This window comes from Variovorax sp. 01N429 (assembly GCF_056399425.1).
In genome coordinates this window covers 25593-40547 of the sequence record NZ_JBFTRG010000009.1, presented here as the reverse complement: position 1 = coordinate 40547, position 14955 = coordinate 25593, and the positions used below count along the sequence as shown (strand labels likewise).

The 14955-nt window shown below is 63.9% G+C and carries 15 protein-coding genes and 1 pseudogene; 12 read left to right on the top strand and 4 right to left on the bottom strand.

Features of this window, described 5'->3' with window-relative positions:
- Positions 1-23: 23 nt before the first annotated feature.
- Entirely contained in the window at positions 24-668 is a 645-nt protein-coding gene (locus tag AC1DSF_RS17145) for a glutathione S-transferase family protein (protein WP_478125646.1), read from the bottom strand.
- A gap of 231 nt (positions 669-899) precedes the next feature.
- Here AC1DSF_RS17145 and AC1DSF_RS17140 point away from each other — a divergent pair, with 231 nt between their 5' ends.
- Complete coding sequence (locus AC1DSF_RS17140; protein ID WP_478125645.1) at positions 900-1667, top strand: LysR family transcriptional regulator; 768 nt, start codon at positions 900-902, stop codon at positions 1665-1667.
- A 22-nt stretch (positions 1668-1689) separates the two neighbouring features.
- Complete coding sequence (locus AC1DSF_RS17135) at positions 1690-1869, top strand: hypothetical protein (protein WP_478125847.1); 180 nt, start codon at positions 1690-1692, stop codon at positions 1867-1869.
- A 55-nt stretch (positions 1870-1924) separates the two neighbouring features.
- Here AC1DSF_RS17135 and AC1DSF_RS17130 read toward each other — a convergent pair whose 3' ends face one another.
- A complete protein-coding gene (locus tag AC1DSF_RS17130) occupies positions 1925-2851 on the bottom strand; it encodes a LysR family transcriptional regulator (RefSeq protein WP_478125644.1) in 927 nt (308 codons plus the stop codon).
- A 109-nt stretch (positions 2852-2960) separates the two neighbouring features.
- Between AC1DSF_RS17130 and AC1DSF_RS17125 the strand changes: the two genes are divergently transcribed.
- The 6 genes and pseudogenes from AC1DSF_RS17125 (at position 2961) to AC1DSF_RS17100 (ending at position 6837) form a co-directional block, all read left to right on the top strand.
- Entirely contained in the window at positions 2961-3695 is a 735-nt protein-coding gene (locus AC1DSF_RS17125) for an SDR family NAD(P)-dependent oxidoreductase (protein WP_478125643.1), read from the top strand.
- Positions 3696-3710: 15 nt separating this feature from the next.
- Positions 3711-4310 carry an NADPH-dependent F420 reductase gene (locus tag AC1DSF_RS17120; RefSeq protein WP_478125642.1) on the top strand — a complete coding sequence of 200 codons (600 nt, stop codon included), beginning with the start codon at positions 3711-3713 and terminating at the stop codon, positions 4308-4310.
- 33 nt (positions 4311-4343) lie between these two features.
- Positions 4344-4601, top strand: a complete 258-nt coding sequence (locus tag AC1DSF_RS17115; RefSeq protein ID WP_478125641.1) for a helix-turn-helix domain-containing protein — start codon at positions 4344-4346, stop codon at positions 4599-4601.
- Between the two features lie 3 nt (positions 4602-4604).
- Complete coding sequence (locus tag AC1DSF_RS17110; protein ID WP_478125640.1) at positions 4605-5921, top strand: M16 family metallopeptidase; 1317 nt, start codon at positions 4605-4607, stop codon at positions 5919-5921.
- A gap of 30 nt (positions 5922-5951) precedes the next feature.
- Positions 5952-6225: pseudogene (locus AC1DSF_RS17105) on the top strand (VOC family protein); the annotation flags it as partial.
- A 60-nt stretch (positions 6226-6285) separates the two neighbouring features.
- Complete coding sequence (locus AC1DSF_RS17100) at positions 6286-6837, top strand: GNAT family N-acetyltransferase (protein WP_478125639.1); 552 nt, start codon at positions 6286-6288, stop codon at positions 6835-6837.
- 67 nt (positions 6838-6904) lie between these two features.
- Here AC1DSF_RS17100 and AC1DSF_RS17095 read toward each other — a convergent pair whose 3' ends face one another.
- Both AC1DSF_RS17095 and AC1DSF_RS17090 read right to left on the bottom strand, forming a co-directional pair.
- Positions 6905-7612 (bottom strand): class I SAM-dependent methyltransferase, encoded by a 708-nt coding sequence (locus AC1DSF_RS17095; RefSeq protein WP_478125638.1) that lies wholly within the window; start codon positions 7610-7612, stop codon positions 6905-6907.
- Positions 7613-8634: 1022 nt separating this feature from the next.
- A complete protein-coding gene (locus tag AC1DSF_RS17090; RefSeq protein ID WP_478125637.1) occupies positions 8635-9513 on the bottom strand; it encodes an aldo/keto reductase family oxidoreductase in 879 nt (292 codons plus the stop codon).
- A 115-nt stretch (positions 9514-9628) separates the two neighbouring features.
- Between AC1DSF_RS17090 and AC1DSF_RS17085 the strand changes: the two genes are divergently transcribed.
- From AC1DSF_RS17085 to AC1DSF_RS17070, 4 genes are all read left to right on the top strand, one after another.
- Complete coding sequence (locus tag AC1DSF_RS17085; RefSeq protein ID WP_478125636.1) at positions 9629-10528, top strand: LysR substrate-binding domain-containing protein; 900 nt, start codon at positions 9629-9631, stop codon at positions 10526-10528.
- A 1092-nt stretch (positions 10529-11620) separates the two neighbouring features.
- Complete coding sequence (locus tag AC1DSF_RS17080) at positions 11621-12961, top strand: C4-dicarboxylate transporter DctA (RefSeq protein WP_478125635.1); 1341 nt, start codon at positions 11621-11623, stop codon at positions 12959-12961.
- A gap of 6 nt (positions 12962-12967) precedes the next feature.
- On the top strand, positions 12968-13684 hold the full coding sequence (locus AC1DSF_RS17075) for a GntR family transcriptional regulator (RefSeq protein WP_478125634.1): 717 nt from the start codon (positions 12968-12970) through the stop codon (positions 13682-13684).
- 178 nt (positions 13685-13862) lie between these two features.
- Positions 13863-14945, top strand: a complete 1083-nt coding sequence (locus tag AC1DSF_RS17070) for an AI-2E family transporter (RefSeq protein WP_478125633.1) — start codon at positions 13863-13865, stop codon at positions 14943-14945.
- The last annotated feature ends 10 nt before the right edge of the window (positions 14946-14955 follow it).

Below are 14955 nucleotides of genomic sequence, written 5' to 3'. Positions count from 1 at the left end.
GGCCAAAGGCCTGATTGCCTAGATCAGAGAGGGCCAGCGTTGATTGCCAGCTGCGCTGCGAATGCCCGCTGGTAAGCAGGCCGCGCTTCGCCGCGAGAGACATAGGCGGCGAGGCTGGGAAACTCGTTCAGAAGGCCAGACGGTCTCAGCCGAAGCAGCACCGACACCATCAGCAGGTCGCCCGCGCTGAAATCGCCGTCCAACCAGTCACCATTGCCCAGGCGCACGGCCAACTGGTTCGAACGGGCGCGCACGCGGTCCTCCACGAGGGGCAGCCGCTCGGCTGACCAAGGCCTGCTGCCTTCCACCACCCTGGCTGTGACGAGTTCGAGGATGGGAGGCTCGACGGTATTGAGCGCCGCGAACATCCACGTGATGGCACGCGCCCGTGCATTGGCATCGGCGGGAAACAAGCCGGGATGGTGCTCGGCGATATGCAGCACGATGGAGCCGGTCTCAAACAGCGCGAGGTCGCCCTCCTCGTAAGTGGGTATCTGCCCGAAGGGATGCAGCGCCAGATGCGCGGGCTCCTTCATTGAGCGAAAGGACACCAGGCGCACCTCGTAGGGCAGGCCGGCTTCTTCCAGTGCCCAGCGGACGCGCGTGTCGCGTGCCAGCCCCCTGCCTCCGTCGGGCGACCGTTCAAAGGCGGTGATGGTGATGGTCATCTCGAGAGTCCTCTGTGAAGTGGTTGTCAGTGATGATGCTGCCATCCTTATCTACCAGAAGAGACTCCAGCCCGACCAACCGGTACAGGGCTGTGCCAATCCCCTACCCTTTGACGTAGCCCATCGCTTCGACGATTTGCCCGCCGCGGACCCGCATCAGATTGATGCCGCGGATGGTTTGGGTGTCGTCGTCACCCCAGCAATAGCGCCATCGGATGACGACGCGCTCACATGGCACGCATCGATGTCTTCTCTGGCCTGACCGAGTTCATGGCCGTGGCCGACCAGGGCAGCTTTCGCTCTGCGGCTGCGCAACTGCGCGTGTCGCCCGCGGCCGTAAGCCAAGCCGTGAGAGTGCTCGAAGTACGAGTGGGCATGCCTCTGTTCCTGCGCACCACACGCAGCGTGGCACTCACCGAGGCCGGTGCACAGCTGCACCGGCGCCTGCGCTCGGCCACCGGCGAGATCGTCGAGGCGCTGGGCGATATCGATGCGCTGCGCCAGCGGCCCAGCGGCGTGTTGCGCCTTTCGGTGCCGCGCATCGCACTCGATCTGGTGGCGCTGCCCGTGCTGCCGGGCTTTCGCTGGCGCGTGCTCGGCACACCGGCCTACCTGGCGCAACACGGCGTGCCCAGGAAACCCGAAGACCTGTTTCAGCACCAGTGCATCGGCTATCGATTTCCGACCGCCAAGATGGTCTACCGCTGGCAGCTCCAGAACAAGGGACGGCCGCTATCGGTCGACGTGGCGGGCGGCACCATCGTCAACGATCACCTGACGATGATTGCGTTGGCCAAGGCCGGCGCCGGCCTCGTCTACACGGCCGACCTGGTGGCGGCGCCCGAGATCGAATCCAAGCGCCTGCGCGCCGTGCTGTCGGCGTATTGCATCAGCGGGCCGGGCTTGCACCTGTACTTTCCGATGCGCAGTCAGCAGCAGCCCAAGCTGCGCGCCTTCATCGACTTCGCGAAGCAGGTGTTGCGAGCCCGCGCCGGCTGAAGCGTTCTCGCATTGAGAACGCATATGGTTCGCTGCCGATCCGAACACGCGCATGGCATGCCTGTTCCTGGAAGCTATTCGCCATCCGGAGCGCCTCGCCGCTGCCGTGGCCGCGATGCGTGCCGCGGGCAAGCCGGTCGTGGCCCTGAAAGTCGGGCGCACCGCCCTCTCGATACGGGCTTTGGAGTGCATGACACATTGAGGTCGAGGTGAGGTCGAGGAGTTGGATCTCTATTCACTCGTCGAACTGATATGGCTTACCGGCCGGTTGGCTGCGAATGCCCTTCTTCGGCGTAGCGTGCTTTGAGGTCATCGATCAGCCACCGGGCTGCGGGTCCGAGCGGCTGCGATGCCCGGTGAAACGCAGCGATCGTCATCGAGTAGCCCTTCGGCAGCATGTCTTCGACATCGATTGACACCAGCGTGCCGTCTGCAAGGTCGCCGCTCACCATGTGCAGCGGCATGTTGCCCCACCCGACACCATCGCGCAGAAACGCGTGCTTTGTCGAGAGGTCTGCAAGGCGCCACGTCGAAGCCGACTTCACCCCATAGTCGCGGCCCGCGCTCAGTTCGGAGCGGTCCGTGAGCACCAGTTGCACCTGATCGGCCAGCGCCGCTTTCGGAATGCGGTGTTTGAGACGCGCCAGCGGGTGGCCGGGCGCGGCGACCGTCACCAGGGACAGCGGACCGATGCTTTCGCTGACGAGCGAAGGAAATTCGAGGGACAGCGGCGCCAGGATGCCCAAGCCGCAGCGACCATCGATCACCGGTTCATAGCCGGCTCCGAGCCCTTCCACGAACACGCGCAGCGGCGTGAGCGGGAACTGGCTTGCAAACGCTTTCGCCGCAGCACTGAAGACGGCAGTCGGGAAGAACACATCGACCACAACCGAGAGTTCGGCCTCGAGCCCAGCCGACAACAGCCTGGCGCGAGCCTTGAGCGTTTCGACTCCCGAAACAACCGTGCGAGCGTCCGCCAACAGGATGACGCCTTCGGGTGTGAGCTTCGGGTAGCGGCCCGACCGATCGAAGAGCTTGACGCCGATCTGGGCCTCCAGACTTCCGACCCAACTGCTGACTGCGGACTGCACGCGATGGAGTCGCCGCGCAGCAGCCGAGAAGCTCCCCTCATCCACGGCGGCCACGAAAGTTCGAAGTTGATCGAGAGACACGCCGTCCAACATGAATGCTCCTTCCATCTTTGAGCCAGATGGGTTGCATCTCAATATACCGGCTTCTCAGATCCGAGCACCCGTCTCAAGATTCGGCCATGTACAAGCAAGGATTCATCACATGACCAGACTGAATGGAAAGACCGCCGTGATCACCGGTGGCGCGACCGGCATCGGCCGCGCCGCGGCAAAGCGCTTTATCGATGAAGGCGCCTTCGTTTTCATCTTCGGCCGTCGGCAGGAAGCGCTCGACGCCGCTGTGGCCGATCTCGGCCCCAATGCCCGCTCGGTAAAGGGCTCGGTGTCCGATTTGGCAGACCTCGACAGACTCTACGCGGCTGTGAAGGCAGAGCGCGGAACCCTCGACATCGTCTTCGCCAATGCCGGGGCGGGAAGCCAGCTCGCGCTCGGAAAGATCACCTCCGAGCACATCGACGAGACCTTCGACACCAACGTGAAAGGTGCGATCTTCACGGTTCAGAAGGCGTTGCCGCTGATGAGCCAGGGCGCGTCGATCATCCTGACCGGATCGAGCGCCGGCACCACGGGCGCTGCGGGGATGAGTGCCTACAGCGCGAGCAAGGCGGCAGTGCGCAACCTCGCGAGGACCTGGGCAGAGGATTTGAAGGGCAGCGGCATCCGAGTCAATGTGCTCTCGCCCGGAGCGACGGCGACCGACCTCGCGAAGGAAGCGCTGGGTGAGGAGGGCCAGAAGGCCTTTGCTGCGATGACTCCGCTTCAACGCATGGCCGATCCGGCAGAAATCGGAGCGGTGGCCGCCTTCCTCGCCTCGTCGGACAGCAGCTTCATGACCGCCAGCGAGGTCGCCGTCGACGGTGGCTTGGCGCAACTCTGACCAAAGGAAGCAAGAATGAGCTACGCAATCATTGGTTTCGGCAGTATTGGCCAGGCTCTGGCCAAGGCATTTGCCCGCAATGGGCTCGAAGTATCTGTTGCAACGACACGCGATCCAAAGAGCTTTGCAGCCGACGCGGCCGTGATCGGTCCCGAAGTCATTCCCAAGACGCTGGCCGAAGCAGTCAAGGCGGACATCCTCTTTTTGGCCGTTCGTTTCGACTCGCACCGAGATGTCGCAAAGGCACTGCCGACATGGAAAGGGAAGATCATCATCGATGTGACCAATGCCTATGGCGTGTCTCCGGAGGACCTGCAAGGACAACCTTCATCCAAGGCCGTCGCGCAGGCCTTCAGCGGTGGAAGACTGGTCAAAGGCTTCAACCACTTGGCTGCTACTGTCCTTGACCAAGAACCGGCGGTACACGGTGGCAGGCGCGTCGTGTTCCTGGCAAGCGACGATGACGATGCAGCGACGGAGGTTGGTGCGCTGGCGGCGAATCTCGGTTTCGCGCCGATCAACCTTGGCGGACTATCTGAAGGTGGATTGCTTGTGCAGGCGCGCGGGAACACCTGGGGTCGGCTGATCTTCAAGGACCTGGTCAGGTTCGAATGACGAAACACGACAAGGCGCAGCGACAATGCACCGATGGCCAAAGGAAAGCGCATATCGGCAGGCATCGGCGACGACGCCTTGCATGCAATCCGGGAATTGGGGGCAGCGGCAAGGCTGGCCCGATCGGCGTGCGGCGAGGGCCAGGCAGCCGCGGCCGCGCGCCTTGGTGTGCATGTCCAAACCATCGGCCGCATTGAAGCGGGTGAGCCCGGCGTGGCCATCGGGCACGCGCTGGGCCTGCTCGCGCTCTACGGCATCGGCATCAGGCTGCAGCAGCCGGAAGGCCGCTGAGCCATGGTCCGGCTGAACGCGGAGCGCACCACCACGGTCCTCCACACGCTTCCAAACGGGGTGAGGCTGCTCGCCATTCACATTCCCCATGTGCAGAGCGCGAGTGTGGGCGTGTTCCTGCGTGTCGGCTCCCGGGACGAGACGCAGGTCACCAACGGCATCGGGCATGTCCTGGAGCACATGGCGTTCAAGGGGACCACCACCCGCTCCGTTCAGGCCATCAACCTGGATGCGGAGCGGCTCGGAGCAGATGTCAACGCGTTCACTGGCAAGGACACCACCGGCTACTTCATGACCGGCCTGGGACGGCACGCGGAGCAGCTGCTGCGCATGACGGCAGACATCGTTTTGAACAGCACATTTCCCGAGAGTGAACTGCAGCGCGAGCTGGAAGTGATTCGCCAGGAGGCCATCGAGTACGAGGAGGATCCACAGGATTACTCCAACGAGTTGCTCGACCGCGCGATCTGGGGCGATGACCCAATGGGCATGCCTGTGATCGGCACCATCGGCAACATTGAAAGCTTTACAAGGCACGACCTGATCCGCCACGTGCAGTCCCACTACGTCGCGGAAAAGACCGTCGTCGCTGCGGCCGGGAATTTCGACGTCGACGCCTGGGTCGCGGTCGCAGGGGAACTCTTTGCAGCGATGCCCCCGTCGGCCGACCTACTCGTGTCGCGGCAGCCGGTGCCCGCGAAGTACATCGGTCATGCCATGGCCCGGCGCTTCACGCAGGTGTCGCAGGTGTTCCTGAACATTGCCTATCCGCTGGCGCCCGCGCTGCAGGAGGAGATGTCGCAGCAGCGCTGGCGCCTTGCGGCAACGCTTGCGGCCAACCTGTTTGGAGGCGGGATGTCGGCGCCCCTGGTTGACACAGTCCGTGAACAGCTCGGCCTGGCCTACACGGCGCATTCCACAATGGACAGCGGGGACGTCTGGGCCACCTTCGTGGTGCATGCGGTCAGTACCCCGGACAAGCTGGATGCGCTGATGACGGCGACGGGCGGCCTGCTGCGTGCGCAGGCCACCACCGTCGATCCGGTGCACCTGGAGCGGGCGAAGAATCAGTTGACCGTGTCCCGCGTGCGCGCAGAGGAGCGGACCTACGCAACGATGGAGCATGCCGTCGAAGAGCTCTTTGCCAGCGGGACCGTGACGCCGATGAGCGAAGCGATTGCGGTGATCGACGACATCGGAGCGGAAGAAGTGCGGGCGGTCTTCGAGCGGATGCTGGCCAACCCCCCGGCGCTGGCGATTACCGGCAAGGGCGCCAGCGCGCGAACCGTCCGGCAGCTTGCAGCGCGCCTGGCCGGCTGACGCCGTTAGCGGGTCCGCGAGAAGCCATAGGCCGGCTGGCACAGCACCGACGGGGCGCGCCCCTTCTTCGTTATCTGCAAGCCCTACGACGGACAGTTGCACCACCCTGGAAACGGGCAAATGGTCCTCCAGGGAGGCCGTCCGAGCGTCCTACCAAACCGCGTTGGACCATGGCGGAACCTGTGAGGGGCCGCCAGGCCTTCGCCCGCAGTACCACGACAACTACTACGGCGCGTACTTTCGCGACCCGGACGGGAACAAGCTGTGCGTCGCGTGTCATGCCCCGACGCTCGACGGTGCATGAAGCGTTACTCCCATGATGGACGGCAGTCGTCAACAACCAGACCTTCCGACGTAACCTCTCATGGACCAGACCTCCCCGGCATTTCCCGGCTTCATTGAGACCCCGCGCCTCGCGCTGCGCGCTCCGAAACTCTCAGACGCTGAGGGAATGTTCGCCTCGTACACCCAAGATGCGGACGTCGCGCGGTACATGGTTTGGCAACCGCATGCCTCGTTGGAGGCCACCTGCGATTTCATCACTGGCTGCGTTGCTCAGTGGAACGCCGGCTCGGCTTACCCGTACATCATCACCCTGAAGTCGAGCGGCGAACTCATCGGCATGCTCGAAGCTCGTCCAAGCGCCCAAATTGTCAATATTGGGTATGTGCTCGCACGCCAGCACTGGGGCCAAGGCTTGATGGTTGAAGCCATTCAGGCGCTTACAGCCCTGGCGCTTCATCTGCCAGCGGTGTTTCGCGTTGAAGCGACCTGCGATGTCGACAACCGCCCGTCCGCCCGGGCGTTGGAGAAAAGCGGCTTTCTATTGGAGGGGCGGCTCGCCCGCCACACGGTCCATCCGAACATCTCAGCTCAGCCCCGTGACTGCTTCATCTACGCCGCTTGCCGGCCGTAGCGACAGGCAGAATGCGGCCACAACCCGACGTTCCGGCACGCCTACCTCAGGCAGCTTCGTGTACCGATTAGGTGCACTTGAAGGCAATCCATGCGCTCCAGAAAAGGCTTGAGAAGAACCGAAGCGGGCGGTCAAATCCTGATGTAGCAAGCTTCGCCTCCACTTCGGCCTCGGAGGCCGGGGGGACGGCACCCAGGCGAATCTTGGCAAGCTTTGCAGCAACCTCTTCCTCACTTGCGCCGGCCATGCGCCAGCGCCGGGCCCATGCCTCCAGAAACAAGGGCTGCGATTCATAGGCGCAACGATTGCACGCGACGATAAGCGGTGCGCCAGGATGGAGATGCGCGGCCAGGTCGCGCAGAAGCCTATCCTTCCCTTCATCGCTCGGAACATGGTGTAAGACCCCGATGAGTGTTGCGGCATCGAACTGGCGCGACATGGGCAGAGCGTCCATCGCGCCGCTGAACCGCTCGACCCGATTCGAAAGACCCGCTCGCTCCACGCGTCCCATCGCTTGCTCAAGCATCGGGACGGACGGGTCCACCGCAACGAAGGTCCACTGAGATTCCAGTTTGCCCATCGTGAGGAATTCCTGACCAGTCCCTCCGGCTCCGGCGACCAAAATGTGCTTTGGCTCGGACCCGAGAGACGCCGACAAGAGGCATGCAGAAAGGTCGTGGCAGGCGTCGTAGCCGGCGAGTGCAATGCGGCTTTGTGTCTCGTACTCTGCGGCTCGCGAATGGTCGAATTTGGCGGTAGGGTCTGCTGTGGTCATAGGACAGCATTCTGTCCAGCGTGTGCGAGCACCGAAAGCATCGTTCCAAGAGCGCCCACATCTAAAACCGAGAGGGGTGCGTCCGGCAGAATGCGGCCACAACCGGACCCTCGGCGCTGCCGCAGATGCGCCCAAAGCGGACATGCAACCAGCGAACGCGATGACTCTGACTGAATTTCTCAACTCGATCGGCTTCAAGCCCCATGCGTCGATCATGAACTCGTGGGACTCATTCAACGTGGCGGGCGACGTCATGATGCAACTGTGGTCCGAACCGGGACAGAGGGTACGCGACCATGCCCTTCCTAGTGCGTACCTGCGAGCGAACTGCTACGACGTCAAGGAGTTCGAGGAAAGTGGACACACCGTGCCGGTGGGGTATGCCGGGCGCCGTCGGGCAATCGCGGCGGTCGAGGCTGGAGCTCGAGGTTTGCGGCCATCTCGGCGGCACCGAATGGAGAGCGCGGGCCGGGATCCTGGGCGAAGCATGCCGACCTCAAGCGCGTATTCCCGATCCTCGCCCTCGAGCGCACCACCGAAGGCGACGTCTTCTTGATTCTTGGCGCCCCTATCCTGTCCACCGAAATCAAGGCCTAGAGCAGAGCACCCGCGTTGCCTCACAGCAAGCATCACGCAAGAACTTCCTAGCCGCGAGTGGCACGGCGCACATCATCCGTGGGCATATAGGCCTCACTGCTTTCGATGGATGGGCTCCGATATTGTTGGCATCAACTTTCTGCCCGTTGCGACAGGGATGCGCGCGTGGCTCGACACCGGCGACGGCCATTCGTGGCGCGTGCCATTCCGCATCTACGCCAAATGCTCGACATCTGATCGCCATCGATCAGACCGTCAAGAGGGTGTTGCGCCCACACTTACGGGCCTGGGCAGCAGTCCCGGAGTCAGCGTCTGGTTCTCCCACCCCGCCGGCCGCAGACGACCGCCGCGTGTCAGGCGACACGACAAACTGACCCCCGGGGGGTCAGGATTCCATGGAAATCAACAGTTCGAGGCACCCAGAGTCATCCGGCCCTGGCCGCAGCCACACGGTCCAAGGCTTCCATTACGTCGGCAGGCAACTCCAGCTTCGCTGCTGCCAGGTTCTCGCGCAGGTGCGCGACCGACCCGGTGCCGGGAATCAGCAGGATGTTGGGTGAGCGGCGCAGGAGCCAGGCCAGCGCCACCTGCATCGGCGTGGCGCCCAGGCGCTGCGCGACCTCGAAAAGCCCGGAGGACTGCAGCGGCGTGAAGCCGCCCAGCGGGAAGAAGGGAACGTACGGAATGCCGTCGCGCGCTAGGTCATCAATCAGCGCGTCGTCGTTGCGATGCACGAGGTTGTACTGGTTCTGCACGCAGGCGATACGGCAGATGCTGCGTCCCTGTGCGACCTGTGCGGAGGTGACGTTGCTCAGGCCGATGTGGCGCACGAGCCCTTGGTGCTGCAGATCGGCCAGCGCCGCCAGCGGCGCCTCGATCGATCCTTCGGCCGGGCCGTGCACATCGAACATGATGCGCAGGTTCACCACCTCCAGCACGTCCACCCCGAGGTTGCGCAGGTTGTCGTGCACCGCCTGCGTGAGCTCGGCGGCAGAGAACGCCGGCAGCCAGTCGCCCGTTTCGGAGCGTTTCGCGCCGATCTTGGTGACGATGACGAGGTCCTTCGCGTAGGGCGAGAGCGCCTCGCGGATGAGCTGGTTGGTGATGTGCGGGCCGTAGAAGTCGCTGGTATCGATGTGATCGACGCCGCTGGCAACCGCTTCGCGCAGCACGGCCAGTGCCGCCTCGCGATCCTTGGGCGGGCCGAACACGCCGGGGCCGGCGAGCTGCATGGCGCCGTAGCCGAGCCGATGGACGGTGCGATCGCCGAGGGTGAAAGTGCTGCGGGTCTGCGTGCTGGGCATGATGGCTTTCCTGGATGTCGTGTCGACGAAGAAGGTGTCGTGAAGCCAGTCTAGGCAGCGAGCTCGTGCTTGATAAGCCCTGATAATCGGCACGGGCTGTGCAGGATTCAGAACAATGAAAGTCGATCTCGGAGATCTCAACGCCTTCGTGGCGGTGGCGGGCGCCAAGGGCTTTCGGGACGGGGCGCGCCTGAGCGGTGGGAGCGCTTCGAGCTTGAGCGAGGCGGTGCGCCGGCTGGAAACGCAGCTCGGGGTACGTCTGCTGCATCGCACGACGCGCAGCGTGCGACCGACGGAAGCTGGCGAATGCCTGCTCGAGCGGCTGCGGCCTGCGCTCACCGAGGTCGAGGCGGCGCTCGATGTGGTGAACGGCTTTCGCGACCGGCCGGCGGGCACGCTCAAGCTCAATGTGCCGATCAGCGCCGCGCGACTCGTGCTTCCGTCGATCGTGCCGCCGTTTCTGGCCGCTTATCCGGGGATCTCGCTGGAGGTGATCGCGGAGGACGGTTTCGTCGATGTGCTGGCCGCTGGTTGCGATGCCGGTATTCGCTACGACGAGCGGCTCGAACAAGACATGGTCGCGGTGCCGATTGGCCCGCGCGTGCAGCGTTTCGCGGTGGCCGCAGCGCCTTCGTACTTGGACCGCCGCGGCAGGCCAGAGCATCCGCGCGACCTGCTCGGCCACGCCTGCCTGCGCGGGCGCTTCGCCAGCGGGTCGATGCCCCCTTGGGAGTTCGAGCGCGATGGCGAAGCCCTGCGCATCGACGTGACCGGCCAATTGATCGTTCGGATCGGCTCGGCCGCCGATCTCTCGGTCGATGCGGCCATCGCCGGTGCCGGTGTGATCTACCTGTTCGAGGACTGGCTGCGGCCCCATCTCGACAGCGGCGCCCTCGAGCCGATCCTGGAGCCTTGGTGGCTGCGTTTCTCTGGCCCCTTCCTCTACTACCCCGGCCGCCGGCTGCTGCCCGCGCCGTTGAGGGCCTTTGTGGACTTCATACAGCGTGAGGGCTGAGGGCGCGAGTCGTCGTCCAGGCACTGTGGGCTGAACCACAGGGATCCGCCACATGCCGTACAGTGCTTCGCGCGCACGAATTCCTCGTCGTTGAATTTCGTTCGCAAGCGTCGCGGAAATGGTCGCACGCAGCAACGGTCGAAGGGCCGGCAAGTCGCGCAGCGTCGGAGAGTCGCTGATCCTGCCGTGTCGAACCATCGCCGGAAGCAATGCCGAGATCATCACCTTCAGCCGCTTCGAACAAATGCGGTCGGAGACCTCCCAGAGGGCACCCAGAGCGTCGCGTACGTCTGCGCCATACCGGGCATGGGGATTGCGCTGCTTCGGCGGCTCAGCTGGCTTCGACAGCAGGCGGATCACATGCTTGCGGTGGTAGCCGGTGATCGCCGCAAACTCATCGAGGATCGAGCCCCGCTCTGCCCTGGGACTCGATCGATACCGGGCACCGACAACGTCGATTAGCTCCTTGCGTGTTGACATGCTCACTCGCCTCGTCACGTTGGGGTGCTCCGGCTGGACCATCCAGCAGGTAGCACATTACGTGAGGCTTGGAGCTGAGCTCATCTGGTAGCAGACCGGATGAGTCAATGCGGGGGTCAGTTCCTGATGTCGCTCGACACCGCGAGCTGACCCTCAGCGCGCGGGTTGCCAGTAGTGGGGGCTGATTTACGTTGCTCAAGATTGCCCACAGTTCGCACGCATGGGTCAAAGTCGTTGCCTCCATCTGGAGGACCGCTTCGGAGAAATCTGTACAGCCGCTTCAGGGCCCTGAACGGCTGTACAGCTTGCTCCGAAGCGGCTGTTCGTTTCCGCTCCAGAGGGTGGCTTCAGGCGGTCCGTTTGCAGCACGCGACACCCCGCCGCCCCTCCCCTGCACGCCATGAAGCTGGCGAATATGCCCTTCCGTCCCTAGGAGGCTGTTTGCGCATCTATTGGCTTGTTTGCGCATTTATTTACCTAGAACAACCGGTTTGAAGCAGCTGCAGGACCCGGGAATACCCGCAAACCAAAATCTCAAATCTTGCCTACATTGCTTGTATGCAAGACAGCGGACGCCTTGCATGCAAACCTACCCACCCTGGGAGACCTTCCATGCCCCGCTTCGCCAAATCCCTCTTCGGTCAGGTCGTCATTGCGCTGGTACTCGGCGTCGTGGCGGGACTCTTCTTTCCTGACTTCGCCGTCAAGCTCAAGCCCTTGGGCGACGGCTTCATCAAGCTGATCAAGATGATCATCCCCGTGCTGGTGTTCTGTGTCGTGGTGCACGGCATCTCCGGTGCGGGCGACCTGAAGCGCGTGGGACGCGTCGGCGTCAAGGCGCTCGTCTACTTTGAAGTGCTGACGACCATCGCGCTCGGGCTGGGGCTGCTGCTGGCCTTCATATTCAAGCCGGGCGTCGGCATGAATGTCGACCCGTCCAAGCTCGACGCCGCGGCCATGAGCGCCTACACCTCCACAGCCGACAAGCTCACCAGCGGCGGCACGGTCGAGTTCATCATGAAGCTGATCCCGACAACGGTGGTCAACGCCTTCGCGACGGGCGACGTGCTCCAGGTGCTGCTCTTCGCGGTGCTCTTCGGCTGCGCGCTTTCGCTGCTCGGCGAACGCGGCAGGCCGGTCTCTGCCGTGGTCGATGCCCTCTCGCTGGTGTTGTTCAAGATCATGGGCATCATCATCAAGCTGGCGCCGCTGGGCGTGCTGGGCGCTATAGCCTTCACGGTCGGACAGTACGGCATCGGCTCGCTCAAGCAGCTCGGCATGCTGGTCGCGCTGTTCTACGTCTCGGTGCTGATCTTCGTCTTTGTCGTGCTCGGGACCGTGATGCGCCTGTCGGGGTTCAGCCTTCTCAAGCTGCTGCGCTACCTGCGTGAAGAACTCACCATCGTCTTCGCGACCACCTCGTCAGACAGCGTGCTGCCGCAGATCATGGCCAAGCTGCGCAACATGGGCATTCGCGACTCGACCGTCGGCCTGGTGATCCCGACCGGCTATTCGTTCAATCTCGACGCCTTCTCGATCTACATCACGCTGGCCGCAGTCTTCATTGCGCAAGCAACCAACACGCCGATTTCGATGTCCGACCTGCTGACGATCCTCGCGATTGCGCTGGTCACGTCCAAGGGCGCGCACGGCGTGCCGGGTTCCGCGATCGTCGTACTGGCGGCCACGTTGCACGCGATTCCGGCGATTCCCGCCATCGGACTGGTGCTGGTGCTGTCGGTCGACTGGTTCATGGGGATCGCACGCGCGCTCGGCAATCTGGTGGGCAACTGCGTCGCGACCGTGGCGATTGCCGCGTGGGAAGGAGACATCGACCGCGAGCGCGCCCATGCGGTGCTCAACGGCACGCACTCGCTCGAGGACGAGCCGCTGGCCGAACCGCTCGTGCCCCAATCTCCCGAAGCGCCCGGCATCGTCCAGCCGGCACACTGAACAAAAATGGCCGACGTCACACCCACCACGATCGCCGAGCGCGTCGTCGAAGCCATCCTCGCGCAAAAGCTCGCGCCCGGCGATCGTCTCGGCGAGCAGGCGCTGGCGGAAAACTTCGGCGTCAGCCGCACCATGGTGCGCGAGGCGTTGATGCAGTTGCAGGCGCGGGGTTTCGTGGAGGTCCAATCGCGCAGAGGGTGGTTTGTCGTCGAACCCTCCGCCGAAGAGGCGCGAGACGCCTTTGCCGCACGCCGTATCGTCGAATCCGGCATCCTCGGCGAAGCGGGCCGCCCTCTGTCGAAAGTCATTCGCAAACTGCGCGAGCACATTGCCGACGAAAAGCGCGCCATCGCCGGTGCCGACGCCGCCACCCGCGCCTTCCTCCTCGCCGACTTCCACGTCTGCCTGGCCGACCAGATGGGCCACCGCCTCCTCTGCGATGTCCTCCGCGATCTCACCGCCCGAACCACCCTGGCCGCGACCCTCTTCCAGTCAAAGCACGAAGCCGCCCAATCGTGCGCCGAACACGCAGCCATCGTCGCCGCCCTCGAAGCCGGCGACACCCCCCGCGCCCGCCAACTGATGCTCGACCACATCGGCAACGTAGAAGAAGCCCTGCAAGTCGAAACCCCCGCCGACCCCTCCGCCGACGAGCGCCTCCGCGCCACCCTGGCCCCCATAGCCCTCCCCCGCCCCTCCCGCCAACGACCCGAAGTTCGGTGAACACCGCGGAACCGGCTTCGCCGGGCCGCCGGTGTTGCCCCCGGTAGGGGGTGTCTGGGGGCGAGCAACAGGAACACCGCGGAACTGGCTTTGCCAGGCCGCTGGTGTTGCCCCCTTCAGGGGGTTGGCGAAGCGACACGAAGTGCGCGCAGCCTGGGGGTAGACTTAAACCCCGCCTATGAACACCCCAGACCTCCAGCGCGGCACCTTTCTCTTCCTGCTGGCGATCGTCACGATTGCCTTCGGCTGGATCCTCCTCCCCTTCGCCGGTGCCGTCATGTGGAGCATCGCCCTGGCGATTCTCTTCACGCCCGTCTACAAGCGGCTCGTCAAGAAAATGCACGGCCGGCGCAATCTCGCGGCGCTCACCACGCTGTTGATGGCGATGGTCATCGTCATCATTCCGCTCGCGGCCGTCACGGCGTCCCTTGTGCAGGAGGTGTCGATCGTCTCGGTCAAGGTCCGCTCCGGCGACATCAAGTTCAGCAGCTATTTCCAGCAGGTGGTGGGCGCATTGCCGCGCTGGGCGCTCGACCTTCTCGACCGCTTCGGGCTGAACAACGTCGAAGGCCTCTTCAGCCGCATTTCCGATTCCGCCATGAAGGGGAGCCAGACGATCGCGACGAACGCGCTCGCCGTCGGACAGAACACCTTCGAATTCGTCGTGAGCTTCGGCCTGATGCTCTATCTGCTCTTCTTCATGCTGCGCGACGGCAGCGACCTGTCGAAGACCGTGCGCGGCTCGCTGCCGCTTGCAAAGCCCCACACGCACTATCTGCTCAACAAATTCACGACGGTCATCCGCGCAACGATCAAGGGCAACGTCGCCGTCGCCGCAGCCCAGGGCCTCATCGGCGGTGTCGCTTTTTCGTTCCTGGGCGTGCAGGGCGCCTTGCTCTGGGGCGCGCTGATGGCCTTCCTTTCTTTGCTGCCGGCAGTCGGCGCCGCGCTGATCTGGGCGCCGGTCGCCATCTACTTCCTCGCCGTCGGAGCGATTGCCAAGGCATTGGGATTGATCTTCATCGGCGTCTTCGTGATCGGCCTGGTCGACAACATCCTGCGACCGGTGCTCGTGGGCAAGGACACTCAGATGCCCGACTACATCGTGCTGATGTCCACCATCGGCGGCCTTTCGATCTTTGGCATCAACGGCTTCGTGATCGGACCCGTGATTGCGGCGCTGTTCATGGCGGCGTGGGATCTTTTCGCGTCGTCGAAGAGCGAAGAGGACGATGAGAACGGGCCTCCCCTGAAACCCTGAGCATTTCGCG